Source organism: Thioalkalivibrio sp. XN279 (assembly GCF_011089885.1).
In the GTDB taxonomy this organism is placed as follows: domain Bacteria; phylum Pseudomonadota; class Gammaproteobacteria; order Steroidobacterales; family XN24; genus XN24.
On record NZ_JAANBD010000025.1, the window covers coordinates 274,215 to 299,735 of the forward strand.

General features: G+C 65.6%; 23 protein-coding genes and 1 pseudogene. 13 read left to right on the top strand and 11 right to left on the bottom strand.

The genetic code is table 11. The features are described 5' to 3' along the window. Window positions 1–64: 64 nt before the first annotated feature. Complete coding sequence (gene mtnA / locus G8346_RS06020) at window positions 65–1,129, bottom strand: S-methyl-5-thioribose-1-phosphate isomerase (protein ID WP_370520547.1); 1,065 nt, start codon at window positions 1,127–1,129, stop codon at window positions 65–67. Between the two features lie 89 nt (window positions 1,130–1,218). Here mtnA and G8346_RS06025 point away from each other — a divergent pair, with 89 nt between their 5' ends. From G8346_RS06025 to G8346_RS06050, 6 genes are read left to right on the top strand one after another with little or no spacing between them, the layout of a single operon-like run. Then, the gene (locus tag G8346_RS06025) at window positions 1,219–2,547 is read left to right on the top strand and encodes a TRZ/ATZ family hydrolase (RefSeq protein ID WP_166049172.1); all 1,329 of its coding nucleotides are present in this window, start codon (window positions 1,219–1,221) and stop codon (window positions 2,545–2,547) included. Continuing rightward, window positions 2,540–3,259, top strand: coding sequence for a bifunctional 2-polyprenyl-6-hydroxyphenol methylase/3-demethylubiquinol 3-O-methyltransferase UbiG (ubiG, locus tag G8346_RS06030; RefSeq protein WP_166049174.1), 720 nt, complete (start codon window positions 2,540–2,542; stop codon window positions 3,257–3,259). The genes G8346_RS06025 and ubiG overlap by 8 nt, the downstream gene beginning before the upstream one ends. After that, on the top strand, window positions 3,256–3,939 hold the full coding sequence (gph, locus tag G8346_RS06035; protein ID WP_166049176.1) for a phosphoglycolate phosphatase: 684 nt from the start codon (window positions 3,256–3,258) through the stop codon (window positions 3,937–3,939). Before ubiG ends, gph begins: the two co-directional genes overlap by 4 nt. Then, entirely contained in the window at window positions 3,936–5,270 is a 1,335-nt protein-coding gene (locus tag G8346_RS06040; protein ID WP_166049177.1) for a DNA recombination protein RmuC, read from the top strand. The genes gph and G8346_RS06040 overlap by 4 nt, the downstream gene beginning before the upstream one ends. A 5-nt stretch (window positions 5,271–5,275) precedes the next feature. Beyond that, window positions 5,276–6,112: a squalene/phytoene synthase family protein gene (locus tag G8346_RS06045; RefSeq protein WP_166049179.1), complete on the top strand. Its 837-nt coding sequence runs from the start codon at window positions 5,276–5,278 to the stop codon at window positions 6,110–6,112. Between the two features lie 18 nt (window positions 6,113–6,130). Continuing rightward, window positions 6,131–6,886, top strand: a complete 756-nt coding sequence (locus G8346_RS06050; protein WP_166049180.1) for a YciK family oxidoreductase — start codon at window positions 6,131–6,133, stop codon at window positions 6,884–6,886. A 22-nt stretch (window positions 6,887–6,908) separates the two neighbouring features. Here G8346_RS06050 and rluB read toward each other — a convergent pair whose 3' ends face one another. Genes rluB through G8346_RS06080 form a run of 6 tightly spaced genes read right to left on the bottom strand, consistent with a single transcriptional unit; the run spans window position 6,909 to window position 11,790 of the window. Then, window positions 6,909–7,769, bottom strand: coding sequence for a 23S rRNA pseudouridine(2605) synthase RluB (gene rluB, locus G8346_RS06055; protein WP_166049182.1), 861 nt, complete (start codon window positions 7,767–7,769; stop codon window positions 6,909–6,911). After that, a complete protein-coding gene (gene scpB / locus G8346_RS06060) occupies window positions 7,720–8,376 on the bottom strand; it encodes an SMC-Scp complex subunit ScpB (protein ID WP_166049184.1) in 657 nt (218 codons plus the stop codon). The genes rluB and scpB overlap by 50 nt, the downstream gene beginning before the upstream one ends. 14 nt (window positions 8,377–8,390) lie before the next feature. Then, window positions 8,391–9,248, bottom strand: coding sequence for a ScpA family protein (locus G8346_RS06065; RefSeq protein ID WP_166049187.1), 858 nt, complete (start codon window positions 9,246–9,248; stop codon window positions 8,391–8,393). Further along, window positions 9,245–10,462 carry a tryptophan--tRNA ligase gene (locus G8346_RS06070; RefSeq protein ID WP_166049189.1) on the bottom strand — a complete coding sequence of 406 codons (1,218 nt, stop codon included), beginning with the start codon at window positions 10,460–10,462 and terminating at the stop codon, window positions 9,245–9,247. Before G8346_RS06070 ends, G8346_RS06065 begins: the two co-directional genes overlap by 4 nt. A 23-nt stretch (window positions 10,463–10,485) precedes the next feature. Continuing rightward, a complete protein-coding gene (locus G8346_RS06075; RefSeq protein WP_240901318.1) occupies window positions 10,486–11,115 on the bottom strand; it encodes a site-2 protease family protein in 630 nt (209 codons plus the stop codon). Window positions 11,116–11,163: 48 nt separating this feature from the next. Next, window positions 11,164–11,790, bottom strand: coding sequence for an L-threonylcarbamoyladenylate synthase (locus G8346_RS06080; protein WP_166049193.1), 627 nt, complete (start codon window positions 11,788–11,790; stop codon window positions 11,164–11,166). A gap of 47 nt (window positions 11,791–11,837) precedes the next feature. On the opposite strand from G8346_RS06080, the gene G8346_RS06085 reads away from it, so the two are divergent. The 3 genes from G8346_RS06085 (at window position 11,838) to G8346_RS06095 (ending at window position 15,618) form a co-directional block, all read left to right on the top strand. Then, the gene (locus G8346_RS06085; RefSeq protein ID WP_166049194.1) at window positions 11,838–12,110 is read left to right on the top strand and encodes a BolA family transcriptional regulator; all 273 of its coding nucleotides are present in this window, start codon (window positions 11,838–11,840) and stop codon (window positions 12,108–12,110) included. A gap of 677 nt (window positions 12,111–12,787) precedes the next feature. Beyond that, window positions 12,788–13,693, top strand: coding sequence for a DUF6502 family protein (locus tag G8346_RS06090; protein WP_255453962.1), 906 nt, complete (start codon window positions 12,788–12,790; stop codon window positions 13,691–13,693). 671 nt (window positions 13,694–14,364) lie between these two features. Continuing rightward, window positions 14,365–15,618: a pentapeptide repeat-containing protein gene (locus tag G8346_RS06095; protein WP_166049199.1), complete on the top strand. Its 1,254-nt coding sequence runs from the start codon at window positions 14,365–14,367 to the stop codon at window positions 15,616–15,618. Window positions 15,619–15,776: 158 nt separating this feature from the next. Here the strand turns inward: G8346_RS06095 and G8346_RS06100 are convergent, their stop codons facing one another. From G8346_RS06100 to smc, 4 genes are all read right to left on the bottom strand, one after another. After that, window positions 15,777–16,616, bottom strand: coding sequence for a DUF6502 family protein (locus G8346_RS06100; RefSeq protein ID WP_166049201.1), 840 nt, complete (start codon window positions 16,614–16,616; stop codon window positions 15,777–15,779). A gap of 63 nt (window positions 16,617–16,679) precedes the next feature. Continuing rightward, a complete protein-coding gene (ligA, locus tag G8346_RS06105) occupies window positions 16,680–18,704 on the bottom strand; it encodes an NAD-dependent DNA ligase LigA (protein WP_166049203.1) in 2,025 nt (674 codons plus the stop codon). After that, entirely contained in the window at window positions 18,701–19,408 is a 708-nt protein-coding gene (locus G8346_RS06110) for a cell division protein ZipA C-terminal FtsZ-binding domain-containing protein (RefSeq protein WP_166049205.1), read from the bottom strand. Before G8346_RS06110 ends, ligA begins: the two co-directional genes overlap by 4 nt. A gap of 17 nt (window positions 19,409–19,425) precedes the next feature. Continuing rightward, window positions 19,426–22,929: a chromosome segregation protein SMC gene (smc, locus tag G8346_RS06115; protein ID WP_166049207.1), complete on the bottom strand. Its 3,504-nt coding sequence runs from the start codon at window positions 22,927–22,929 to the stop codon at window positions 19,426–19,428. Window positions 22,930–23,061: 132 nt separating this feature from the next. On the opposite strand from smc, the gene queF reads away from it, so the two are divergent. From queF to gluQRS, 4 genes and pseudogenes are all read left to right on the top strand, one after another. Continuing rightward, window positions 23,062–23,475, top strand: coding sequence for a preQ(1) synthase (gene queF / locus G8346_RS06120; protein ID WP_240901319.1), 414 nt, complete (start codon window positions 23,062–23,064; stop codon window positions 23,473–23,475). Between the two features lie 157 nt (window positions 23,476–23,632). Next, window positions 23,633–23,998, top strand: a pseudogene (locus tag G8346_RS14755) (histone H1-like repetitive region-containing protein); the annotation flags it as partial. 57 nt (window positions 23,999–24,055) lie between these two features. Further along, the gene (dksA, locus tag G8346_RS14760) at window positions 24,056–24,520 is read left to right on the top strand and encodes an RNA polymerase-binding protein DksA (protein ID WP_240901351.1); all 465 of its coding nucleotides are present in this window, start codon (window positions 24,056–24,058) and stop codon (window positions 24,518–24,520) included. Continuing rightward, the gene (gene gluQRS, locus G8346_RS06130; RefSeq protein ID WP_206202610.1) at window positions 24,483–25,466 is read left to right on the top strand and encodes a tRNA glutamyl-Q(34) synthetase GluQRS; all 984 of its coding nucleotides are present in this window, start codon (window positions 24,483–24,485) and stop codon (window positions 25,464–25,466) included. Before dksA ends, gluQRS begins: the two co-directional genes overlap by 38 nt. The last annotated feature ends 55 nt before the right edge of the window (window positions 25,467–25,521 follow it).

Here is a 25,521-nt window from a genome sequence, read left to right on the forward strand (position 1 = left end):
GGGGCTTGTTACAAGCTGGTCATGTTACCACAGGGGACCCGGTCCGACCGGGCCGCGGCGCGCCTCAGCTGGCCAGCAGGCGCGCCACGGAATCGGGCCCCGGGGGTGCCGCCACGCCCTTCTCCGTCACCAGCGCATCGACCAGGCCCGCCGGGGTCACGTCGAACGACGGGTTCGCAGCCGCGGCGCCCTCGGGCCTGCCGCCGGCAGCGCGCCACAGCTCCTCGGGGTCACGCTGCTCGATGGGTACGGCGTCGCCGTCCGGCGTCGCGGCATCGAGGGTCGAGCTGGGGGCGACCACCATGAAGCGGACGCCGTGGTGTCGCGCCGCGACCGCGAGCGAATAAGTCCCGATCTTGTTCACCACGTCGCCGTTGGCCGCCACCCGGTCCGCGCCCACGATCGCCCAAGTGGGTGGATCTCGACGCATCAGTTGCGCCGCCGCCGAGTCGGTGATGACGGTGGCCGGGATCCCCTCGCGCGCCAGTTCCCACGCAGTGAGACGCGCGCCCTGCAGCCAGGGCCGGGTCTCGTCTACCCAGACGCGGGTCACGCGGCCGCGCCGGAAAGCTTCGCGGATTACGCCCAGCGCCGTGCCCAGGCCACCGGTGGCGAGGGCGCCGGCATTGCAGTGCGTGATGACGGTGCCGGGCTCGGTGACCAGGTCGGCGCCGAAGCGCGCCATGGCCTGGTTCATGGCGATGTCTTGTGCGTGAATCCGGCGCGCCTCGGCGAGGAGCTCGGCTTCAGGCGCGTCACCTGCGCGCGCCGCGGTGGCGAGCATGCGGTCGACGGCCCATCCGAGGTTGACGGCGGTCGGGCGGGCCTGGCGCAGCCGCTCCAGATCCTGTTGGAACCCGGCGCGCCAGTTCGTGCCGTCCCGCCGCAGGCGTTCGCGCGCCGCGAGCACGGCGCCGTAGGCCGCGCTCACCCCGATCGCCGGAGCGCCGCGCACCACCATGTCGCGGATGCAGAGAATCACCGCGTCAACGTCTTCGCAGACGACGCGGCGCACATCCTGCGGCAGGCGCCGCTGGTCCAGCAGGTCAAGCCTGCCTTCGGCCCACGCTACGGCGTTGATCCCGGTGGGATCGACAGGCAGCGCGGCATCCATGGAGGTCTCATTCACTGTCACAACTCGTTCGTTCACCCGAGGAACGATAGAATGTCGGACTTCGGCCGCGCCCGCATCGCGGGGAGCCGCAACGAGTATCGAGCATGGAGAAAGTCGACACCCTGATCAAGGCCCGCTGGGTCGCTCCGGTTGCGCCTGCGGGCGCCCCGCTCGAGCACCATGCGGTGGCCGTGCGCCAGGGTCGCGTCGTCGATCTCCTGCCGGCAGCCGTGGCCGACAGCCGCTACGAGGCCGACGAGACGCTGGACAAGCCGACTCACGTGCTGATTCCAGGCCTTGTGAACGCCCACACGCATGCCGCCATGACTCTGCTGCGCGGCCTCGCCGACGACCTGCCGCTGATGGAATGGCTGCAGGCCCACATCTGGCCGGCCGAGCAGCGCTGGATGAGCGCCGAGTTCGTGGAACACGGGACCGAGCTCGCCATGGCCGAGATGCTGCGCGGCGGCACCACTACGTTCAACGACATGTACTTCTTTCCCGAGGTCGTGGCGCGTTCGGCGGCGCGCATCGGCATGCGTGCCTGCGTGGGGATGATCCTGATCAAGTTCCCCACCGTCTGGGCCAGCGAGATGTCGGAATACCTGCGCAAGGGACTGGCGCTGCGTGACGAGTACAAGGGCCACCCCCTCGTGAGCGCGGCCTTTGCCCCGCACGCGCCCTACACGGTGGACGACGAGTACCTGGTGAAGATCCGCAAGCTGGCCGACGAACTCGAAGTGCCGGTGCACACCCATGTGCACGAGACCGCGGACGAGGTCCTCGGCAGCGTGGTGGACTGCGGCGAGCGGCCGCTGGCGCGGCTGGACCGCCTGGGGCTCGTTTCGCCCATGCTCATGGCGGTGCACATGACCCAGCTGGAGGACGACGAGATCGCGCGCATGGCCGCGGCGGGCGCCAGCGTCGTGCACTGTCCTGAATCCAATCTCAAGCTCGCCAGCGGATTCTGTCCCGTGGCCCGCCTGCTCGAAGCCGGGGTGAATGTCTGCCTCGGCACCGACGGCGCGGCCAGCAACAACGACCTCGACATGCTGGGCGAGATGCGCAGCGCGGCCCTGCTGGCCAAGGGCGTGGCGGGCCGGGCCGACGCGCTGCCGGCGTCGCAGGTGCTGGAGATGGCGACGCTGAATGGCGCCAGGGCACTGGGACTGGCTGAAGAAACCGGCTCCATCGAGGCCGGCAAGTGGGCTGACCTGTGCTGTGTGGACCTCGCCCAGCCCGCCACGTGGCCGGTGTACGACCCGGTGGCGCAGCTGGTCTATGCCGCCGGGCGCGACCAGGTCAGCGACGTCTGGGTTGCCGGCCGGCGCATGGTGGCCGAGGGCCGCCTCACCCGTCTCGATCCGGCTGTGAGCATGCGTCATGCCGAGGACTGGCGTTCACGAATTGCCGGAGCAGAAGCGAATGACTGAAAACCACACAGCCAACGTCGACACCGCTGAGATCGCGCGTTTCGAGGCACTGGCGGACCGGTGGTGGGACAGCGAGGGCGACTTCAAGCCGCTGCACGACATCAACCCTGCGCGCCTCGAGTACATCGACCAGCGGGTCGGGCTCGATGCCAAGCGGGTTCTGGACATCGGCTGCGGCGGCGGCATCCTCGCCGAGTCGATGGCCCGTCGCGGCGCCACGGTCACGGCCATCGACATGGCCGCGGCGCCGCTTGCCGTGGCGCAACTCCACCTGCGCGAGTCCGGACTGGAGGTCGAGTACCTGAAATCGACGGCCGAGGACCATGCCGCGGCGCGCCCCGCCAGTTATGACGTGGTGACCTGCCTGGAGATGCTCGAGCACGTGCCGGACCCGTCGCAGGTGGTCGCCGCCTGTCGCAGCCTCGTCAAGCCGGGCGGCCACGTGTTTTTCTCCACCATCAACCGCAACGCGAAGGCCTGGGTCATGGCGATCTTCGGCGCCGAGTACGTGCTGCGGCTGCTGCCGCGCGGCACGCACGAGTACGCCAAGCTCATCCGGCCGTCCGAGCTGGCGGACTGGATGCGGCACGCCGGCCTGGAATTGAACGAGTTCACCGGCATGCACTACAACCCGTTCACGCGCGAATGCACGCTGGGCGGCAACGTGCACGTCAATTACCTCGCCCATGGCCGCCGGCCGGAGGATGCATGAGGCGCCACGCGGCAGTCCTGTTCGATCTCGACGGCACGCTGGCCGACACTGCGCCCGACCTGGCTGCAGCGCTGAACCAGATGCTGCAGGAGGACGGTCGCTCGCCCCTGCCTTTCGCCCAGCTGCGCCCCTGGGTGTCGTGGGGGGCGATGCGCATGATCCGGGTGGGTTACGGTGACGCGTTGGGCGAGGTCGAGTTGCAGGCCCTTCGCGGGCGCTTCCTGTCCTGTTACGAGGCCGGCCTGTGCCGTGAGTCGCGCCTGTTTCCCGGCGTCGCGGAATTGCTGGCAGCGCTTGAATCCGCCGGTGTCCCGTGGGGCATCGTCACCAACAAGCCGGGCTGGCTCACCGAGCCCCTGCTCGGCGCACTCGGTCTCGGCGGTCGCGCCGGCACCGTGATCAGCGGCGATACACTGCCCCACGCCAAGCCGCATCCCATGCCGCTGCTGCATGCGGCCCGCGAGCTCGAAGTAGAGCCGCGCGGCTGCACCTACGTGGGCGACAACATTCGTGACATCGAGGCGGGACGGGCCGCCGGCATGCGCACCGTCGCCGCGGCCTGGGGTTACATCCCGCACGACGACGACCCCGCGGCCTGGCTGGCCGATGCGCTGCTCGAGGATGCCTGGGCCCTGGCACGCTGGCTCGACCAGGCCGACGCGCTGCCGGGGGTGGCATGAACCAGCTGGATCTCCAGGCGCTGCTGCCCTACCTGCTGTTTGCCGGGGGCCTGCTGGTCGGCATCGTCGCCACAATTCTTGCCCTGCAACCGCGTGCCGCCCGCTTGCGCGAGAAGCTGGCGGTGGCGCAGAGTCGCCTCGAAGCGCAGGCGCGCACCGAGGAAGAGCTGAACAGCTCCATCAACATGCTGGAGCAGCGCCTGGCACGCATTTTCGACGATCTTGCCAAGCGCTCGCTGCAAGACAACAGCCGCCAGTTCCTCGAACTGGCGCAACAGAACCTGGAAGTCCACCGCACTCGTGCCCAGGGCGATCTCAAGGCACGCGAGCAGGCCGTCGAGGCCATGGTGAAGCCGATCCGCGAGGCGCTGGAGAAAACCGAAAGGCAGATTTCCCAGATCGAGCGCGAACGCAACGAGGCCTTCGGCAACATCCGCGGCCTGCTCGAGGCGATCAATGTCAGCCAGCAGACGCTGAGCTCCGAGACCCGGAACCTGGTGACCGCGCTGCGCCGTCCCGAGGTGCGCGGACAGTGGGGCGAAATGACGCTGCGCCGCCTGGTCGAGCTGGCCGGCATGGTCGAGCACTGCGACTTCACCGAGCAGGAGCACACCGTGTCTTCCGAGGGCGTCCTGCGGCCGGACATGATCGTCCACCTCGCGGAAGGCCGCCAGTTGGTAGTGGACGTCAAGACCCCGCTCGACGCCTACCTGGCGGCGGTCGAAGCGAGCGACGACGCGACCCGCGAGGCCGCCCTGCAGCGGCATGCGCGCAAGGTGCGCGAACGCGTGCGCGAGCTGGCCGCGAAGCGTTACTGGGCGCAGTTCGAGCGCAGCCCGGAGTTCGTGATCCTGTTCATACCCGGCGACCAGTTCCTCAGCGCCGCCCTGGCACGCGATCCCGGCCTGCTGGACGAGGCGCTCAACCAGCACGTCATACTCGCGACGCCTACCAGCCTCGTCGCCCTGCTCAAGGCCGTCGCCTACGGCTGGCGCCAGGTGGCGCTGGCCGAGAACGCGCGGCAGATCCGTGATCTCGCGGCGGAGCTGCATCGACGGCTTGCCACCTTCACCGGGCACCTCGCTCGCGTCGGCCGCGCGCTGTCCAGCAGCGTCGACGCCTACAACAGCGCGGTCGGGTCGCTGGAACGCCAGGTGATGCCCGGGGCGCGGAAGTTCGTGGAGCTCGGCGTGCAGGCGCAGAAACCCCTCGACTCGGCGCCGGAGGTCGATCTCATTGCGCGCACGCCCCGCGGCGACCCCGGCGACAGCGCTGCCGATGCGGCAGACGACGACGGCGCGGGCGAAGCAGCCAAGGGCCCCGACGCGTGACCCCCGTGGATCCCGGAACCAGCAAGGCGGCGCCCCCGGGCTCGCCGACCTGGTACGCCCTCCTCTTCACCCCGCACGCCAGGCGCGATGCGATCGGCGCCCTGTTCGAGGTGCGCGCAGAGATCATGGACTCCGTGCGCACGCCCGCAGAACCGGCGGTCGCACAGGCCCGGCTGGAGTGGTGGCGCGCCGAGATCGCCGGCTTCGGCGCCGGACGTGCGCAACATCCCGCGCTGCGCCGCGTGCAGGCGGCAGGGCTGTCCGGCGTGGTGCAGCCGGAGTACCTGCTGGAGATCGTCGATGCTTTCGCGAGCGAACTGGCCGAGGCACCGTGCAGCACTTACGCGGAACTCGCTCTCTACTGCTATCGCAGCGGAGGCGTCCTTCACGAGATGGTAGCCGGGGCGCTGGGGCTCGCTGATTCCCGGAACGAGCGGGCCGTGGTGCGCTATGCCCAGCGGCTCGGTACCGGCGCGCGCCTGGTGGAACTGCTGGCGAACCTGCGCGGCGACATGGCTGCTGGCCGCCACCTGTTGCCGCGCGACTGGATTGCCGAGACCGGCGCCGCGGAACGATTCGACGGCACGCAAATCGACCCGGCGTTGGCCGCATGCGCCGACCGCCTGGCCGGCGAGGCGCGCGTCGCCCTGGACGATGCCGAGTCGCTGTTGCCGCCCGCCGAACGGCCACGCCAGCGCACCGGCCTGGTGCTGGCCGCTCTGTATCGCCGGCACCTGGACCGGTTGCACCGGCGCGGGTTCGACCCGGCGGGCCTGCCAGGGAACCTGGACAACCTGTGGACCTGCTGGCGTGCGGCGCGCAAGGCGCGCGCCGCCGGCTGACGAACGAGGGACAGCAAAATGGATGCACGGAAATTCACCCGGTACACGGCGCCCGAAGGGCTGCTGCGCGACCGGGTCATTCTCATCACCGGTGCCGGCAGCGGCATCGGCCAAGCCCTGGCCAGGGCGGCCGCGGGCCTGGGCGCCACGGTCATCCTGCATGGGCGGTCGGTGCGCAAGCTCGAGGCCCTGTACGACGAGATCCGCGCTGCCGGCCACCCCGAGCCCGCCATCTTCCCGCTCGATCTCGCCCGCGCCAGGGGCGAGGATTACGACCGTCTCAGCGGCGCCATCGAAGAACAGTGGGGCCGGCTCGACGGCCTGGTGCAGAACGCCGGCATCCTGGGCTCGCGCACACCGATCGAGCACCACGACGTCGCGGAGTGGCAACGCGTGCTGCACGTGAACCTGACGGCGCCATTCATCCTGTGTCGCTGCCTGCTGCCCCTGATGTTCAAGTCCGACGACGCGTCCGTGATCTTCGCTTCCAGCGGCGTCGGTCGCCGCGGCAAGGCTTACTGGGGCGCTTACGCAGTGTCCAAGTTCGGCGTCGAGGGTCTCAACCAGGTGCTCGCTGACGAACTGGAAAACAAGCCAGGCATCCGGGTGAACGCGGTCAATCCGGGCCCTACGCGCACTGCCATGCGGGCCGCCGCTTACCCTGCCGAGGATCCCATGCAGCTCAAGACGCCGGAAGAGATCCTGGGCGTCTACCTGTACCTGCTCGGGCCCGAGAGCCGCGGCACCAGCGGCGCCAGTTTCGACGCCCAGTGAGCCGGCCGCCGCCGCGTTTGGCTCATTCCTTGCGGGATGAGGCGAAGCGCTTGCGCCGCGGCTTGAGGGCCCTGCGGTCCGGCACCGCGAGGGCCGGAGGCGCGAGGCCCACGCATTCGTAGAGCGCGCGCACTTCGTCGGCCTCGAGGTCACGGAAGCGGCCGCGACGCAGCTGGCGCTCCAACGCCACCGGCCCGTAGGCGACTCGTGTCAGGCGGCTCACCGTGAGCCCGACGGCTTCCCACAGCCGCCGGACTTCGCGGTTCCTTCCCTCGCGCAGGGTCACCCGGTACCAACGGTTGCGCCCTTCGCCGCCTGCGGCTTCGACCGACTCGAATGCGGCCATGCCGTCTTCGAGTTCCACGCCCTCGCGCAAGCGCCGCAGGGCCTCTTCATCGGGCTCACCGAGCACCCTGACGGCGTATTCCCGCAACACCTCCGAGGACGGGTGCATCAACCCGTTGGCGAGACTGCCGTCCGTGGTGAACAGCAGGAGGCCGGTGGTGCTGATGTCCAGGCGGCCGACGGCGATCCAGCGTTGGCCACGCAGTCGTGGCAGCGACTCGAACACCGTGCGGCGGCCCTCGGGATCGCTGCGTGTACAGACCTCGTCCGCAGGCTTGTGATAAGCCAGGTAGCGATGGCGGGAGGGCTCGGCGAGCCGCAACGGGCGGCCGTCCAGCGTGATGCGCTCGTTGCCGGAGAGGCGCTCGCCGATTTCAGCCGGCCGGCCGTCCACGGTGAGCCGTCCCTCGGCGATCCATCGCTCGATCTCGCGGCGCGAACCAAGGCCGGCGTCTGCCAGCAGCTTGTGGATGCGGACGGGCTCCCGCTCAGGCGCGCGGGGCGTCTGGCGTCGACTCAGTGTCGGTCTCTTCTTCATACGCTTCGGCCTCCTCCTGCGGCGGCTCGGATGCGGATTCGGCGAGGTCGAGGCCGAGGTCGAGCTCTACGTTGATGCTGTCCAGATCGCGAATCTCCGCCAGCGGCGGGAGATCCTCGAGTCGCTTGAGCCCGAAATAGTCGAGGAATTCCCGCGTGGTCGCATACATGCCCGGGCGGCCCGGCACGTCGCGGTGCCCGACGATACGCACCCAGCCACGCTCCATCAGGGTACGCATGATGTTCGAGCTCACCGACACGCCGCGGATGTCCTCGATCTCGCCGCGCGTGATGGGCTGGCGATAGGCGATGAGCGCGAGCGTCTCCAGCAGGGCGCGGGAATAACGCGCGGGACGGTCCTGCCACAGGCGTGAAAGCCAGGGCGCCATCTCTTCCCGGACCTGGATACGCCAGCCGCTGGCCACCTCGCGCAGCTGGATACCGCGCTCGGCGTACTCGGCCTCGAGCGTTTCCAACGCCGCCCGGACGTCCTGGCGCTCGGGCGCTTCGTTCTCCGGGAAAAGGTTGAGCACCTGCTCGATGCTCATCGGACGACCCGCCGCCAGCAGCGCGGCCTCGACGATGTTCTTCAGTTTTTGGGAATCCATACGGTCTCTCGTCCTCAGGCCCCGGTCGCCGGCCGGGGCTCGGCTTCATCCGCGGCGCCGTGGTTGCCGCGAGCCTTGATGTGGATAGGCGCGAAAGGCTCGGACTGAACGATGTCCAGCAGGCTCTCGCGGATCAGCTCGAGTATGGACAGGAAGGTCACGACCACGCCCATCCGGCCTTCCTCCGGCGTGAACAGGCTGGTGAACGCCACGAACTGCCCGCCCTGCACCCGCTCCAGGACGTCCGACATCCGCTGGCGCACCGACAACGGCTCGCGTTGCACCTGGTGGTGCGCAAACATGTCCGCTCGCACCAGCACTTCCTGGAAGCTGAGCAGAAGCTCGCGCAGGCTCACGTCCGGCTGAATCTCCACCACCTTGCGCTCGCACATCTCCGCGCTGGCCTGGAACACGTCGCGTTCCAGCCGGGGCAGTGCATCGACGTCCTGCGCCGCCTGCTTGTAGCGCTCGTATTCCTGCAGCCGCCTGACCAGCTCTGCGCGCGGGTCCTCGCCATCCTCCTCCTGGGCGGCGGGTCGCGGCAACAACATGCGCGACTTGATCTCGGCGAGCATGGCCGCCATTACCAGGTATTCCGCCGCCAGCTCCAGCTGCAGTTCCTGCATCAGCTCGATGTAATGCATGTACTGGTGCGTGATCTTGGCGATCGGGATATTGAGGATGTCGATGTTCTGCCGCTTGATCAGGTACAGGAGCAGGTCCAGCGGTCCCTCGAAGGCGTCGAGGATCACCTCCAGCGCATGCGGCGGGATGTACAGGTCCATGGGCAGCTGGGTCAGCGGCTCGCCCTCGACGATCGCGAAAGGCATCTCGGCCTGGCCCGCGCCCATGGTCTCCGGCTGGTCGCTCATCGGTACTCCAATCCCATCGACTCGCGCACCTCCTCCATGGTCTCGCGGGCCGCATCGCGCGCCCTTTCCCGTCCTTCCGCGAGGATGATATCCACGGTATCAGGGCTGGCGTTGTATTCGTCGATCTTCTCACGGATCGGCTTGAGCTCGGCCTGCACGGCGTCGATCACCGGCTGCTTGCACTCCACGCAACCGATGCCGGCGCTGCGACAGCCTTCCTGCACCCAGGCCTGGGTACGCTCGTCCGAGTACATGCGGTGAAACTGCCATACCGGGCATTTGCCGGGATCGCCGGGGTCCGTGCGCCGCACCCGCGCGGGATCCGTCTGCATGGTGCGCAGCTTCTTCTCCACGGCTTCGGGGTCCTCGGCCAGGCCGATGGTGTTGCCGTAGGACTTGGACATCTTCTGCCCGTCCAGCCCGGGCACCCGCGGCGTCGGCGTCAGCAAGGCGTCGGGCTCGACCAGGATAGTGCGCCCGATGCCCTCCAGGTAACCGAGCAGGCGCTCGCGATCGGCAAGGGTGAGGCGCGGGTGATTTTCCACCAGCGCACGGCCGGACTCGAGGGCGGTCTCGTCACCGCGTTCCTGGTAGCTCCTGCGGAACTCGAGATAGAGCTTGCTCTGCTTGCCGCCCAGGTGCCGCACCGCACGCTCGGCGCGTTGCTCGAAATCGGCCTCGCGCCCGTAAAGATGGTTGAAGCGGCGCGCGATCTCCCGCGTGATCTCCACGTGCGCGACCTGGTCCTCGCCCACGGGGACGTGGCCGGCGCGATAGATCAGGATGTCTGCGCTCTGCAGCAGCGGATAGCCGAGAAAACCATAGGTGCTGAGGTCGCGTTCCTTCAGCTTCTCCTGCTGGTCCTTGTAGGTCGGCACGCGCTCCAGCCAGCCGAGCGGCGTGATCATGGAGAGCAACAGGTGCAATTCCGCATGTTCGGGGACGTCCGACTGCACGAACACCGTGGCCGCCGCCGGGTTGATGCCCACGGCCAGCCACTCCACGAGCATCTGGCGCACGCTCGGGCCGATCCCGGACGGGTCTTCGTAATGCGTAGTCAGGGCATGCCAGTCGGCAACGAAGAAAAAGCACTCGTACTCGTACTGCAGCCTGAGCCAGTTGTTCAGTGCGCCGTGTAGGTGCCCGAGGTGCAGCGGCCCCGTAGGACGCATGCCAGACAGGACTCGCCGGTTTGGACCGGTGGTATTGCTCACTATTTGCTCCGTGCCGGCCCCGCCTAGAGACCCGCGATGCTCATGAAAAAGTTGGTGACCGTTGCAATGACGGGGCGCAAGTAGCCCCAGGCAAAAAAGATGAACGCCAGGACGATGATCAGGCCGTAAGGCTCAAGCGCGTCCAGGCGCGTGGACGCGCGTGGCGGCAACAGCCCGCTGAGGACGCGCCCGCCATCGAGCGGCGGGATGGGCAGCATGTTGAACACGGCGAGAATCACGTTGATGAAGACACCGATCTGGCCCATCGTCAGGAAGAATTGTGCAGTCATCCCGTCGAGGCCGCTGACCGCCACCAGCTTGGTAAAGAAAGCCCAGAACAGCGCCATGACGAGGTTGGCGCCCGGACCTGCGGCGGCGACAAACATCATGTCGCGGCGCGGGTTGCGCAGGTTGCGCATCGCCACGGGCACCGGCTTGGCCCAGCCAAAGAGGAATCCCGTGGTCATCAGGGCGATCGCCGGGACGATGACCGTGCCGATAGGGTCGATATGCTTGAGCGGATTGACCGAGAGACGCCCCAGCATCTCTGCCGTCCGGTCCCCGAAGCGCCGTGCCACCCACCCATGGGCGACCTCGTGCAAGGTGATGGCGAACAGCACTGGAATGGCCGCGACCGCAAGGACCTGGAGCATGGAAAGCTGTTGCATCGGCGTATTATAGAGAAGCCGGGGCCGCCTGAGTCAGGCCACTTCAAGGTGGCTGACGTCCCCCAGCCCGACCCGCGTCACGAGCGGCACCGGCCCGGTCAGGTCAATGACAGAGGTCGACTCGAGCGCGCACGGTCCGCCGTCGACAACCGCCGCGAGTTCATGATCGAGCAGTTCCCTGATCTCCCAGGCCGCGTTCATGGGATGGATTTGCCCCGGCAACTGCAGCGTGGTGCTCAGCAGCGGCTCTGGCAGTGCCTCCAATAGCGCCAGCGCGATCGGGTTGGCCGGCACCCTGATGCCGATGGTCTTGCGCTTCGGGTGCTGAAGCCGGTTCGGCACCTGTCGGGTCGCGGGCAGGATGAACGTGTAAGGTCCCGGCGTGAGCGCGCGAAGCAAGCGATAGGCCTGGTTGTCGACCCGCGCGTAGCTGGACAGCTCCGAGAGCCCCTCGCATACCAGGGTGAAATGGTGCTGCTTGTCCAGGTGTTTCAGGCGCCGAATACGCTCCTGCGCACTCTTGTCGCCCATGGCCCACCCGAAGGCATATGAAGAGTCGGTCGGGTACGCGACAATACCCCCGGCCTCGACGAGCGACGCCACTTCCCGCACCAGTCTCGGCTGCGGGTTATCAGGGTGAATCTCGAAGAATTCGGCCATGGCCGCAATTCTATCCCGAGAGCCCTTTACAGCATGAGGATTTCGGCATGACCCAAGCCCGCACGGAAATGATTCGCCGCTGCCTCGCGGAAGCGCTGGCGCCGGAGATGCTCGAAATCGAGGATGAGAGCCACCTCCACGCCGGGCATGCCGGGGCGCGGGACGGCCGCGGACACTTTCGCGTCACTGTTGTCTCGCCACGCTTTGCCGGCCTGTCCCGGATCGCCCGGCATCGCCTGGTGTTCGCGGCCCTCGAGGACCTGATGCATACGGACATTCACGCCCTGACCCTGCAGGCATTCAGCCCTGAAGAAGTGTGAGAGGGCTGCGCAAATTTTCGTGCTGCGCCGCAACAAATATCCCGCTGACCTCGCCACGCTCTCCTCCCCTGAGCGCAAACGGATCGTAAAACTGTGATGGAATCCAGATGTTTGCGAACGAAACTGTGAGCGAGTTCGTAGTTTGACTTAATCCGCGGCTGATATAGCGCGGCTCGGCGCCGGCCAGCTCCCGGCCGGGACGCCCCGATCCGGGCGCTGGGCCCGATACGGGTAAAGCCGGCATCGACCACTCCCCAGGGATCCACGGAGCTGCAGTCGACCCCGGATATTGTTAAACGACGCGGCGTGTAACGCGAAGTCTTGGGTCCGGGATCACGCGGAGCCTCGGGCCTTCCCCAGACCGCATCCAGAGCCCCGACCCCGGCGCTTCAGCGTAGCTATGACCTCATGGATGCCGCGTTTCGTGTTTAACATAATCTTCCGCCCGCATCGGGACTGAGGAGCCGCACTCCAGGTTTAGGTTTCTCACATTAGCACCTGAAACATTGAGAGTTTCCTTCCGGGCCACCCCCCTCTTCCGAGCCCCGCGTACCACCCGTCTTACGGAAAGTACAGCTGCAATATGTTGAATCGTTGACCAGATTACGAGGCTGGTTATAGTCAAATTCACCACGCCGCTGTGGTCTTTTCCCATCTCATGCAACGACCGAGGGCGAATGAACCTGGCTCCCCGCACATCGCGATTCGACACATTAGTCAGCTCAGTTGGTGACCACGTTCGGGCGGTCTACGTAGCTGCCTTCCGGAACCTGATGTTGCCCATTGTCAGAATGGCAATGCGGCATGGCCTGTCGCACGACGACCTTCATGAAGCCCTTAGACGATCCATCGCCGAGTGCGCAAAGGATTTGCATCCATCGGCTGCAACCTCGGATTCGCAACTCGCGATCCTCACGGGCCTGTCAAGGCCCCAAGCGGCACGTATACGGGCAACCATCGACGTAGGTGCCGCAGAGGAGTTGAGCAACTTGACGCTGATCGGACGTCTCATAGCCGGTTGGCAAAGAGACTTCTCCGGGCCTTATGGGGTACCGAAAGAACTCCCCCTCACCCCCGGTGAACACACCTTTCCAGACCTGGTCCGGAGGATCGCCGGACGCAGGCCTCCTAGTGATGTCTTAGAGGAGCTTAAAAAAGTTGGCGTGGTTGAGCTAACGAAGTCGGGCCGGGCCAAGCTTACCAACCGACCATATATCACTGGCCGACTTCGCCCGGAAAGTGTCGAGCGAATGAGCTGGGTCATTCGCGACCTTGCAGAGACACTGGATTACAACCTCAACCCTGATCGAGAAGGCCCTGCCCGATTTGAGCGGCGCATGTACACGCACGAGCCTCTCTCAGGCCAACTTCTGGCTGGTTTCCGTTTGTTAGCGAAGGATGAAGGCCAGGCATTTCTTGCGCGCTTGGACAGCTGGCTCAACGAACAGCTCAAAGAAATTCGAAAACGCCGCAGGCAATCCGGCGCTCCCTATCAACCGCTCTCAGACCTCCCCGATGCCAAACACGTAGGTGTTGGCGTCTATTGGTTTGAAAAAGACACTCTCGACGCCGAGGAAAGTTAGAAATGGTTATCACGCGGAATCCAAAACAAGTGAAAGTTGCGATCTTGGCGTTATCTTCGGCGCTAACTCTTTGTTCCGGCTCAGCAATAGGTGAACAACCGCGTCATGTGGAGCTGTCTCGAGCAATCGCCGCCGAGTTTCAGCAAGGAGTGACCCTCAAAGGCATCCTCTTTTTGGGCCCCGTCGAGCGAATCAGTTCTGACGGCCACCAAATTGAAATCTTAGGGAATCAGATCCCAAACCTGGAGCTTGCGCAGAGCCTTCTGCCAGCACAGTACGTTGCAGTCTACGGAGCTTTTGATAATGACGGTTCGATGGAGATCTCAAGGATCGAACTGCTCGATGAAGTCTATGCTCCCGGCTCCTCACCGGTCATTGCCGTTGGCACTCTCCTTCCATCGGGTTTTGGGCCAGGGTATGCCTCACTCGGCAGGACAGAAATAAATGCGGTCGCATTAGAAGGCTTTGGAGATTGGTCTACTGACCAGTTTGGCAAGGCCGGAGTCGTTTTCGGTACTCAGCCAATTGCCGGCGCTTCCATCGATGTTGTTGGGCTCGCGACTTTTGACCACAGTTCAGAACTTCTGTTTGACGAATCTATGGTCCGCGACAGAGGGGTTGATAGACCAAGCATTTCTGTACGTGGCCGTGGAATAGATGGATCCGGCATGGTGACGTTGGGTAGAGGCATCGACGGCTCGGGTGCCTTCACCAAGGGTATCGACGGATCGGGTGCTTCCACCAAGGGCATCGACGGCTCGGGCGCCTCCACCAAGGGTATCGACGGTTCGGGTGCTTCCACCAAGGGGATTGACGGCTCCGGTGCCTCCACCAAGGGTATCGACGGTTCCGGCGCCTCCACCAAGGGCATCGACGGTTCCGGTGCCTCCACCAAGGGCATCGACGGTTCCGGTGCCTCCACCAAGGGTATCGACGGTTCCGGCGCCTCCACCAAGGGTATCGATGGATCGGGCGCCTCCACCAAGGGTATCGATGGATCGGGTGCCTCCACCAAGGGCATCGACGGCTCGGGTGCTTCCACCAAGGGCATCGACGGCTCGGGCGCCTCCACCAGGGGTATCGATGGATCGGGTGCCTCCACCAAGGGCATCGACGGCTCGGGTGCTTCCACCAAGGGGATTGACGGTTCCGGTGCCTCCACCAAGGGCATCGACGGCTCGGGTGCTTCCACCAAGGGTATCGACGGCTCGGGCGCTTCCACCAAGGGTATCGACGGTTCCGGCGCCTCCACCAAGGGGATTGACGGTCCCGGTGCCTCCACCAAGGGCATCGACGGCTCGGGTGCTTCCACCAAGGGTATCGACGGTTCCGGTGCCTCCACCAAGGGTATCGACGGCTCGGGTGCTTCCACCAAGGGGATTGACGGTTCCGGTGCTTCCACCAAGGGGATTGACGGTTCCGGTGCCTCCACCAAGGGCATCGACGGCTCGGGTGCTTCCACCAAGGGGATTGACGGCTCCGGTGCCTCCACCAAGGGTATCGACGGTTCCGGCGCCTCCACCAAGGGGATTGACGGTTCCGGTGCCTCCACCAAGGGTATCGACGGCTCGGGTGCTTCCACCAAGGGTATCGACGGCTCGGGTGCTTCCACCAAGGGTATCGACGGCTCGGGTGCTTCCACCAAGGGCATCGACGGCTCGGGTGCTTCCACCAAGGGCATCGACGGCTCGGGTGCTTCCACCAAGGGTATCGACGGCTCGGGTGCTTCCACCAAGGGCATCGACGGCTCGGGTGCTTCCACCAAGGGGATTGACGGTTCCGGTGCCTCCACCAAGGGCATCGATGGCTCGGGTGCTTCCACCAAGGGCATCGACGGCTCGGGTGCTTCCACCAAGGGTATCGACGGCTCGGGTGCTTCCACCAGGGGAATTGACGGTTCCGGCGCCTCAACCAAGGGGTATTGATGGTTCTGTTACGTCTGCCCAGAGCAGCATTGAGCAGAATGGGAGGATGAACGAAGCCTGCGAACCCGACCCGGGCAAAGCCTAGAAGAAGCTATAGAACAGTCGACCGTGAAAGAGGGGTGTAAAGCACCCCTCTTTCGTTTTCCGAGTTGCAGTTCCTAGATAACTTCCTCTGGCTGTTCTCCGGCAACGGAGTCATCGAAGAAATAGACTCCTACACCAATTCGCCTGATAACCCCTTCACCATCGAGTTGAGGTGTACTGGATTCGCGCTCGCTTAACCAAGTATGCAAGTCCTGAAGCAGAAGCTCAGATTTATCTCGAGCGAGCTTCTTGAAACGCGAGCGTTGTGACACCGCTAACCTGTCAGAATAAACCCGGCGCTCCACGAACCTTACTTCGGGATCTTCACATTCCAAATTATGGACAATCGTAGAAGCCAGATCGCGTAGCGCCCCTCCAGCAAAGAGAATCCGCAGTGGATCATGTGGCTCTGGGATATAAGAACGCGAGACTACCCGCAGGTTCTCGCCCTCTTTAACCACAGACCCAGCCCGCAATAACTCATTGAGCATTGCCATAGGAGGGATATCTCCACCGGCACGGGACACTAAGTTGCGGAATGATATTTTGGAACCGTCGAACTCGAGAATCTTGGGTTGCCCTTGAGAATCTTGAAAGTCGGGATCTGTATGCCAGATGGTGAGCACTAACTCTGGACGCCGAGTACGACTTGGGATCTTAAGCGTTCCGCCGGAGATCAACTCGCGGACCCTTTTAATCTCCTTACGCGATAGTCCGGTCATCACGGCGACACGTGACATATTCGTTTTGCGGCCACGGATACCGTAATCCTCGCTGGCCACCTCCACAAACGCATTTTTCGCGATTTCGGCAAACTCTTGATACCCAACACCGTTCTTAATAAGAAGGCGGGCTATCGGCCGAAGAAATGCATAACAGGCGCTTAAGACAGCTGATTGGATGCCAGTCGGCATTTGGTCAACCTCACATGAACAAGAGGGGTTGGGGCTGCCCCAAAAAGTAAATACGAGCGACTACTACAGTTGGCTCAATAGCCCTGATTCATCGAGCACGGCCACTCCCAACTCCTCAGCCTTCTTCAGCTTCGAGCCAGGATCAGCGCCCGCAACCACGTAATTGGTGTTCTTAGAAACGCTTCCCGTAACCTTGCCACCGGCGGCCTCGATCCTTTTCTTGGCCTCATCCCTGGTCATTGATTCGAGGGTTCCAGTCAGCACGAACGTCATGTTCGATAGCGGTTTCGCACCGCCAGTCGGAACTTCGGTGGGCCAGCTTACACCATGCTCACGCAGCGCTGCGATGACTTTAAGGTTCTCGTCCTGATGAAAAAACTCATACACATGCTGCGCCACTACGGGCCCGACGTCTGGAACCGCCTCGAGTTGATTCACCTCGGCTGCCATGAGCGCGTCCAGGTCACCGAAGTGACGCGCCAGGACGGCCGCCGTAACCTCGCCGACTTCGGGTATCCCCAGCGCGTACAAGAACCGCGGCAGCGTCGTGTTCTTGCTGCGCTCTATGGCAGCTACTAGATTGTTCGCCGACTTCTCGCCCATACGTTCGAGTTGCGCCAGCTGGTCCGCCGTCAGTGCATAGATGTCCGCGGGGTCATGTATCTCGCGGCCGTCGATACCCTGCTCGACCAGTTGCTCGACGATCTTGGCGCCCAGGCCCTCGATATCCATCGCCCTGCGCGAGGCAAAATGCCGCAGCTTCTCTTTGCGCTGGGCCGGACACACCAGCCCGCCCGAACAGCGCGCCACGACCTGGCCTTCCGGCCGCACGACATCTGAACCACACGCAGGGCATTTTTTTGGCAAGCGGACCGGCTCGGGATTGCCATGCCTGCGCTCCTGCACCACCTTGACCACCTCGGGAATGACGTCGCCCGCTCGGCGAACGATCACCGTGTCACCTACGCGCACGTCCTTGCGCTCGATTTCATCCATGTTGTGCAGGGTCGCGTTGCTGACCGTCACGCCACCGACAAACACCGGCTCCAGCCTGGCCACAGGCGTCAAGGCGCCCGTGCGCCCGACCTGGAAATCGATGCCGTTGAGCACCGTTGTGACTTCCTGTGCCGGGAACTTGAAGGCGACCGCCCAGCGGGGTGCCCGAGACACGAAACCGAGGTCTTGCTGCAACTCTACGTTGTCGACCTTGAACACCACGCCATCGATCTCGTACGGCAAGTCGTCGCGCTGTCCGAGCATCTCGTCGTAATAGGCCTGGCATCCTTCGGCCCCGGTTACCACCTGCGTCAACGGCGACACCCTTACGCCCCAGTCACGCAGCATGGCGAGAATCTCGCTGTGCCGCGTCGGCAGCACACCGTCCTCGAAGAAGCCGACGCCATAGGCGAAGAATTCCAGTGGCCTGCTTGCAGCGACCTTCGGGTCGAGCTGCCGCAAGGTGCCCGCCGCGGCATTGCGCGGGTTGACAAAAGTCTTGGCACCGCGCTCGGCCAGCCTGGAGTTGAGTTGCGCAAACCCGGCCTTGGGCATGTAGATTTCACCACGAATCTCGAGCCTCGCCGGATGGCCGCGTCCGCGCAGCTTCAGCGGGATGGACTCGACCGTGCGGACATTGTGCGTAACTTCTTCCCCGGTCTGGCCGTCGCCCCGCGTCGCGCCACGTACCAGCTGCCCGCCCTCGTACAACAGGCTGATCGCCATGCCGTCCAGCTTGGTCTCTGCTGCGTATTCGATGGCCTCTTCGGCTTTCAGCCGGTCCCGCACCCGTCGGTCGAAGGCCACGAGTTCATCGGCGGTAAATGCGTTGTCCAGCGAGAGCATCGGCCGCAGGTGCCGGACTTCCTTGAATCCTTCCACCGGGGCGCCGCCAACCCTCTGGGTCGGTGAATCCTCGGTGCGCAGATCAGGATGAGCTTCCTCGAGCGCCTCGAGCTCGCGGAACATGCGGTCGTACTCGACGTCCGGAATCTCCGGATCGTCGAGGACGTAATAGCGGTAGTTATGATGGCGTATCAGCTCGCGCAACTCGGCGGCGCGAGCTGCGTCTTTTTTTCCCACAGCGTTCACGGCCGGGATTCTTTGGCCTCGTCGCCACTGGCGAGCTTGCTGCGACGGTGGTATTCGACCACCTGCTCCCGGAGCCATCCGGCCTGCTGCATGGTGAGCGGGTTGCCCTTGTCGTCGAGCACTTCGCCGTCGAGCCGTTCCGCCAGCCGACGGGCGCAAGTAAGCATCCCGTCGAGGGCCGTCAGCGGCTCCCGCGGACCGGGCAGGACCATGAACATCGAGACGCCAGGGCAGCGCAGCTCGTGCATCTTCTCGATCTCGAAGCTGCCGGGCTCCACCAGGCTGGCCACCAGGAATCGGCTGCGGCGACGCTCGTCCAGGGAATGGAAGGCGCCGAAGCGGCCATATTCAAGGCTCTCGGCGGAGAATGCCTTGACCAGGTCGGAGCCGTCGAACCCTTCAGCCTGTCTCGCCCTCAAGCGCAGCGCCACGATGAACTGCTCGCCCTCCGGCGGCAACTCGGGCGCGGCGTCAGCATCGGTATCGGGGGCGGTGCGTCGCTGGCGTGGCGGCACGTCCAGGTTGGGTTCCGGGGGAAGCGGCTCGGCCGCGGTGGAACTCCAGGGTGCGTCCCGGTCCTCCAGGCGCGGTTCGCGCCGGTGCGCGCCGTCCTCGTCGTCGTCGCGCTCACGGCGGCTCCAGAGGTACACGCCCACGATGAGAATGACGCCGATTGCGGTAAGGATCCAGCGAAGTTCAGGCATCTGACCCTGCTCCTGCTTCAGCCCGCCGCCATCCGCACGGCTTCCTCGATGTCCACGGCGACAAGCCGCGAGACACCGGGCTCATGCATGGTCACGCCGGTCAACTGGTTAACCATCTCCATCGTGGTCTTGTTGTGCGTGATGATGATGAACTGCACCTTGTCCGACATCGACCTGACTATATCGCAGAAGCGACCGACATTCGCGTCATCCAGCGGGGCGTCCACCTCGTCGAGCATGCAGAAAGGCGCCGGGTTGAGCTGGAAGATCGCGAACACCAGCGCCACGGCCGTCAGGGCTTTCTCGCCGCCCGACATGAGGTGAATCGTGCTGATGCGCTTGCCGGGGGGCCGAGCCATGACGGTGACGCCGGCCTCGAGCAGGTCGTCAGACTCCAGCTGCAGGTAGGCGTGACCGCCCCCGAACAGGCGTGGAAACAGCTCCTGTATGCCCACGTTGACCTGGTCGAAGGTTTCCTTGAAGCGCGTGCGGGTCTCGCGGTCGATGCGCCGAATCGCGGTCTCGAGCGTTTCCAGGGCGTCGTTCAGGTCAGCCAGCTGGGCATCGAGATAACCCTTGCGCTCGGTCTGCTCTTTAAGTTCGTCGATAGAGGCCAGGTTGATCGGCCCGAGCCGCTCGATACGCGCCGCCAGCTGGCCGAGCCGCTCGTCCCAGGCGGGGATGGCCGCATCTTCCGGCAACTCGGTGCGAACAGTCTCGAGGTCGAAGCCGGTGGCAGCGAACTGCTCCGCGGCGGTTTGCAGCCTGACACGGGTTTCACCCGCCGCCAGGCGCGCCGCCTCGAGCGTTTCCCGCACCTCGCCCACGGCGCTGTCACGCAGCGAGCGCTGCTCCTGCAGTTCCCTCAATCCGGCCTCGAGTTCCTGCACCTTGCGGCGTGCAGCACCGAGGCGCTCCTCGGTTTCGACGCGCGCGGCCAGGAGCGACTCGAGCTGGCTCTCACGCTCGGCGAGCGGCGCCACGCTGTCCTCGAGCTGCCGTTCGAGCTCCTGTTTCCTTGCGCTGAAGCGGGCCACCTGGTCCTGGAAACGCTGCATGCTCACGCCGGCGGAGTCCAGGCTGGAGCGACGTGACTCCACCCGGATCTCGATCTCCTGGGCCGCTGCGCGATCGGCGCGCGCCTGTTCACGGGCGCTCTCGAGACCATTGCGCAGCCGCTGGCGCTCTTCCTCCAGACCCTGGCGGCGAGTCTCGAAACCGCTCATGGATTCGATGCCCTGCTGCAGCTTGTTGCGGCTCTGGCGCAGCGACTCCTCGGCCTCCCCCACCTGGGTATCGATCTCCTGCCGCTCTTGCTCGAGGGTCAGCAGTCGAGTGCGTGTCTGCTCCATCCGGGAACGGGCGGTTTGCAGGCTGGCCTGCAGCCCGGCCGCGTTACGATGCGCCTCCGCTGCCTCTTGGCGCACTTCCTCGCGGGAGGATTCCAGCATCGCCAGCCGGGAGCGGATCTCTTCGTGCCGCGCGGCGAGCTCCTCGACTTCGAAAGCAGTGCCGCCGATCGAGGCCCGCAGCTCCCGGATTTCCTGCTCGCGCGCGAGCACGCCCGCATGCGGGTCCTCCGCCCGGTTCACGCGGAGCCAGTTCGGCCCGAGCCAGACACCATCGCGGGTAATGACCGATTCCCCCGGTCCCAGCCGGGGGCGCATGGACAGTGCGGCGCCGAGATCCTCGACCGCATGCACGCCCTCCACCAGGGTCGCGGCACCGGGGCCACCCTGCAGCTTTTCCGCGAGCATGCCCGCAGCGGCCTGCCGCCCCGCCCCGACATTCAGCGCGACGAAACTCGCCGCGCCCTGCGTCAAGCGGTCCAGGGCCGAGGAGACTTCGTCCAGGCCCTCCACGCAGACCGCTTCCAGGTAGTCGCCCAGCACCGTTTCCACGGCACGCTCCCAGCCCGGCTGGACCGAGAGTTTCTCCGCCAGTCGGGGGCGGTCGCCCAATCCCTGCCCGTCCAGCCACTCGATCAGCTTGCCACCATCGCGGCCCAGCGCGGCCTGCTGCAATGCCTCGAGTGACGCCAGGGTGCCGCGCAGCGTCTGCAGGGCGTTGCGGCCCTCGTCGAGCTGCACGACCAGTGCCCCGTCTTCCTCGCGCAAGGCCAGGATCTCGTCCCGCACCTCGACGTCGCGCTGCTGGGCGCTCTGCTCCCGCTCCCGGGCCTGGTCCAGCTCGAGCGCCATCGCATCCAGGTCCACGGTGCCGGAATCCGTATCGAGCCGCTCACGCTCTTCCTGCAGCCGGCGCCTGCGCTCGGCCAGGCGCGACAATTGCCCGTCGAGCTGCTCGATGCGCGCACGCTCCACCTCGACGATCTCGCGCGCGTTGGCGGCCTCGCGGTTGAACTCGTCCCAGCCAGACTGCCAGTCCTGCATCGCCTGCTCGGCGCTGCGCAGGGCTTCCGCCGAAGCGGCTTCCGCGTTCCGCGCCTTCTCGAGCTCAGGACCAAGCTCGCCCAGCACGCGATTCAACTCCTCCAACAGCCCGCGATCGCGATCGATGTGCTGGTGTACTTCGAGCAGCCCCTGCTGGGCCTGCTCGAGCTCCTGGGCCTGGCGCTGGCGCAGGTCCCGGGCATGCTGGATGGCTTGCTCGAGGCGCGCGATCTCGGCGCCGACCCGGTAATACTCGCCCTGGACCTGGTTCAGGCTCTCGCCATCCTCCCGGTGCCGCTCCCGTGCGGCCTCGAGCTCGGCCTCGATGCGGCGCAACTCTGCCACCGCCTCCTGCAGGCGCGTCTCGCGCTCGTCGAGGGCGCCCTTGTGACGCGCTTCCTCGCCTTCAAGCTGGCCCAGCCGCAAGGCGAGCAGCTCTGCCTCGAGGCGCCTCTCCTCGGCCTTCATCTCGCGATAGCGCTCTGCCGTCCTGGCCTGGCGTTGCAGGTGCCGGATCTGCTTTTCGACCTCCTCGCGCAGGTCGTTGAGGCGCTCCAGGTTCTCGCGCGTGTGGCGGATCCGGGTCTCGGTCTCGCGCCGCCGTTCCTTGTATTTCGAGATCCCGGCGGCCTCTTCGAGATAGGTGCGCAGTTCCTCGGGCTTCGCCTCGATCAGCCGGGAGATCATGCCCTGCTCAATGATGGCGTAGCTGCGCGGCCCGAGCCCGGTACCCAGGAACAGGTGGGTGATGTCCTTGCGGCGACAGCGGGCGCCGTTGAGGAAGTAGCTCGAGGTGCCGTCACGCGACAGGACCCGCCGGGCTGCGATCTCGCCGAAGCTGGCGAACTGCCCCCCCGCGGAGCCGTCCGAATTGTCGAACACCAGCTCGATCGAGGCCGTGCCGACGGGCTTCCGCCCGGTGGAACCGTTGAAAATCACGTCCGTCATCGAGTCGCCGCGCAGGTGCTTGGCAGAGCTCTCGCCCATGACCCAGCGCACGGCATCGATGACATTCGACTTGCCGCAACCATTCGGACCGACGACCCCGACGAGGTTGCCGGGGAACCGGATGGTCGTGGGGTCTACAAAGGACTTGAAGCCGGCCAGCTTGATCTTGCTGAGACGCATGCAGAGGGATTTCCGGGAGGCTCGACACGGGTGATTAACAGAACCGGGCTAGTGTAAAGTAATTCGCCTTCATTTCCAGTCGCGGCAGGAGGCCGAGGGCGCCGCCGCGGCATCCTGCAAAGGAGTGTCGAATTGTCAGACCTGCACGCCCTGGGCGGTCAATCCGTGCCCAATCGGGATCTCGAGACTTTCCCCAACCCGACTCCCGAGAACGACTACACCATCCGCATCAGGATCCCGGAATTCACCTGCCTGTGCCCGAAGACGGGACAGCCGGATTTCGCCGAGATCCTGCTCGAATACGTCCCGGATGCTCGTTGCATAGAGCTCAAGTCGCTGAAGCTTTACGTGTGGAGTTTTCGCGACGAGGGCGCGTTTCACGAGGCCGTGACCAACCGGATCCTCGGGGAATTGCGCGACCGGCTCGCACCGCGCTTCATGCGGGTCACGGCCAACTTCAACGTGCGCGGCGGGATCTACACCACGGTCGTCGCAGAGCACCGCAAGGACGGCTGGACCCCGCCGCCCCGGGTCGAACTGCCGTGAACCGGTGGTGGTCTCCCGGCCGGCCGCCTGCAGGGCTGGACTCGGGAGCCGAAACGGGCTAAAAAAGGCAGTTTGTATCGCCCGCCCTGGCCGTCCCGGACGGACGCGCCAGGCTTAATCCAGACAAACAGAATTCGCCATCCGCCGGGAGGCCATGATGCCCGCGAGCAAGAGCAGCAAGAAGAAGTCAGCGAGCGCGAAGAGCGCGTCCGCCAAGGCCGTTTCCCGCAAGAAGCCGGCCGCGAAGAAGACTTCTGCCAAGAACGCCACGACCAGCAAGCCGGCCGCGAAGAAGGCGACGGCGAAGAAGCCCGTGAGCAAGAAGAAGCCGGCGGCGAAGAAAGCGGTCGCCAAGAAGGCTCCAGCGAAGAAAGCCCCGGCCAAGAAGACTGCGGCGAAGAAGACTGTGAGCAAGAAGAAGCCGGCAGCAAAGAAAGCGCCTGCCAGGAAGGCTCCAGCCAAGAAGACCGTGGCGAAGAAAAAGCCGGCCGCCAGCAAGGCCCCGGCGAGGAAGGCGGCCCCAGCCAAGGCGCCGGCGAAGGCGCGGGCAAGCGACGCGCGCGCCAAGAAGGCGCTGGCGCTGCAGCCGGAGCGGCCGGAGCCGAGCTTCGCCTTTTCCGGCCCGCTCAAGTCCTTCAAGCCCTACCAGCCGAAGCCCGGCGAAGAGTACATGAGCGACCGCATGCTGGATCATTTCCGGCAGATCCTCACGGCCTGGAAGCAGGAACTGATGGAAGAGGTGGATCGCACCGTCCATCACATGAAGGACGAGGCCGCGAACTTCCCCGACCCGAATGACCGCGCCACGCAGGAATCGGAGTTCGGCCTCGAGCTGAGGACGCGGGATCGTGAGCGCAAGCTGCTGAAGAAAATCGAGCAGGCACTGCTGCGGATCGAAGACGGGACTTACGGTTTCTGCTCGGAGACCGGCGAGGAGATCGGCCTGCGGCGCCTCGAGGCGCGTCCGGTCGCCACCCTGACGGTCGAGGCGCAGGAGCGCCGGGAACTTGCCGAGAAGCAGTACCGGGATCGCGACGAGCGCTGACGGGCCTGACCGCCCCGGTACGCCCGCCGCGTCGGCCGCGGGCGTTTACCGCGGGCGTTTCGCACCCTCCCCGACCGGCCCCCTTCATTTCGGCTCGCTCCTGGCCGCGGCCGGGAGCTGGCTCGATGCGCGCGCCGCAGGGGGACGCTGGCTGCTGCGCATAGAGGACATCGACCCACCCCGGGAACCACCGGGCGCCGCCGACGAGATCCTGCGCACGCTCGAGGCATTCGAGCTCCACTGGGATGAAACCGTGCTCTACCAGGGCCGACGCAGGGAAGCCTTCGACGCTGCGCTGCTGGCCCTGCGCGACGCCGGATGGGTCTATCCTTGCGGCTGCAGCCGGAAAGACATCGAGGCTGCCAACAGGGCGCTGGGCCGCACCGGCGCGCGCACGTACCCGGGCACCTGCCGCAGCGGTGTGCAGGCGCCGCGCCGCAGCCGTGTCCTGCGGGTGCGCACAACCCCGGAGCCCACGGGCATGCACGACCGCCTCCAGGGCGCGTTTCAACAGCAACTGGAACTGGAAGTGGGGGACTTCGTCGTACGGCGGCGCGAGGGATACATCGCCTACCAGCTGGCTGTCGTGGTTGACGACGCGGCCCAGGGCGTCACCGACGTCGTGCGTGGCGTCGACCTCCTGGATTCCACCCCGCGCCAGCTTTGGCTGCAGCGGCTGCTCGGCTTGCCCGTGCCCCGCTACATGCACCTGCCCGTGGTGGCCGCCCCGGATGGCCAGAAACTGAGTAAACAGACCGGCGCCGAGGCGCTGGATCCGCGCCGCGCCGGCGTGCTGGCCTGGCGCGTGCTGCAGTGCCTGGCGCAAGCCCCGCCGCCTGAACTCAAGGGCGCTCCGCCCGGGGAGCTGTGGGCCTGGGGCGCGGCGCACTGGCGGCCGCAGCAACTGGCCGGGAGCCGCAGCATCCCGTTGCCGCCGCGGCTTTAGCTGCAGTGCAAAATGGATTATCTTTAGGGGGCTGATCAGCCCTCCACCCCGGCCG

Excerpts from the sequence above, each read along its gene's own strand:
- G8346_RS06090 (WP_255453962.1), top strand. The coding sequence starts at position 12,788 with ATGAACCTGGCTCCCCGCACATCGCGATTCGACACATTAGTCAGCTCA.
- gph (WP_166049176.1), top strand. The coding sequence starts at position 3,256 with ATGAGGCGCCACGCGGCAGTCCTGTTCGATCTCGACGGCACGCTGGCC.
- smc (WP_166049207.1), bottom strand. The coding sequence starts at position 22,929 with ATGCGTCTCAGCAAGATCAAGCTGGCCGGCTTCAAGTCCTTTGTAGAC.
- G8346_RS06065 (WP_166049187.1), bottom strand. The coding sequence starts at position 9,248 with ATGAGCGACCAGCCGGAGACCATGGGCGCGGGCCAGGCCGAGATGCCT.
- G8346_RS06085 (WP_166049194.1), top strand. The coding sequence starts at position 11,838 with ATGACCCAAGCCCGCACGGAAATGATTCGCCGCTGCCTCGCGGAAGCG.
- ubiG (WP_166049174.1), top strand. The coding sequence starts at position 2,540 with ATGACTGAAAACCACACAGCCAACGTCGACACCGCTGAGATCGCGCGT.
- G8346_RS06080 (WP_166049193.1), bottom strand. The coding sequence starts at position 11,790 with ATGGCCGAATTCTTCGAGATTCACCCTGATAACCCGCAGCCGAGACTG.
- G8346_RS06040 (WP_166049177.1), top strand. The coding sequence starts at position 3,936 with ATGAACCAGCTGGATCTCCAGGCGCTGCTGCCCTACCTGCTGTTTGCC.
- G8346_RS06050 (WP_166049180.1), top strand. The coding sequence starts at position 6,131 with ATGGATGCACGGAAATTCACCCGGTACACGGCGCCCGAAGGGCTGCTG.
- G8346_RS06100 (WP_166049201.1), bottom strand. The coding sequence starts at position 16,616 with ATGCCGACTGGCATCCAATCAGCTGTCTTAAGCGCCTGTTATGCATTT.
- scpB (WP_166049184.1), bottom strand. The coding sequence starts at position 8,376 with ATGGATTCCCAAAAACTGAAGAACATCGTCGAGGCCGCGCTGCTGGCG.
- G8346_RS06075 (WP_240901318.1), bottom strand. The coding sequence starts at position 11,115 with ATGCTCCAGGTCCTTGCGGTCGCGGCCATTCCAGTGCTGTTCGCCATC.
- rluB (WP_166049182.1), bottom strand. The coding sequence starts at position 7,769 with ATGAAGAAGAGACCGACACTGAGTCGACGCCAGACGCCCCGCGCGCCT.
- G8346_RS06110 (WP_166049205.1), bottom strand. The coding sequence starts at position 19,408 with ATGCCTGAACTTCGCTGGATCCTTACCGCAATCGGCGTCATTCTCATC.
- G8346_RS06025 (WP_166049172.1), top strand. The coding sequence starts at position 1,219 with ATGGAGAAAGTCGACACCCTGATCAAGGCCCGCTGGGTCGCTCCGGTT.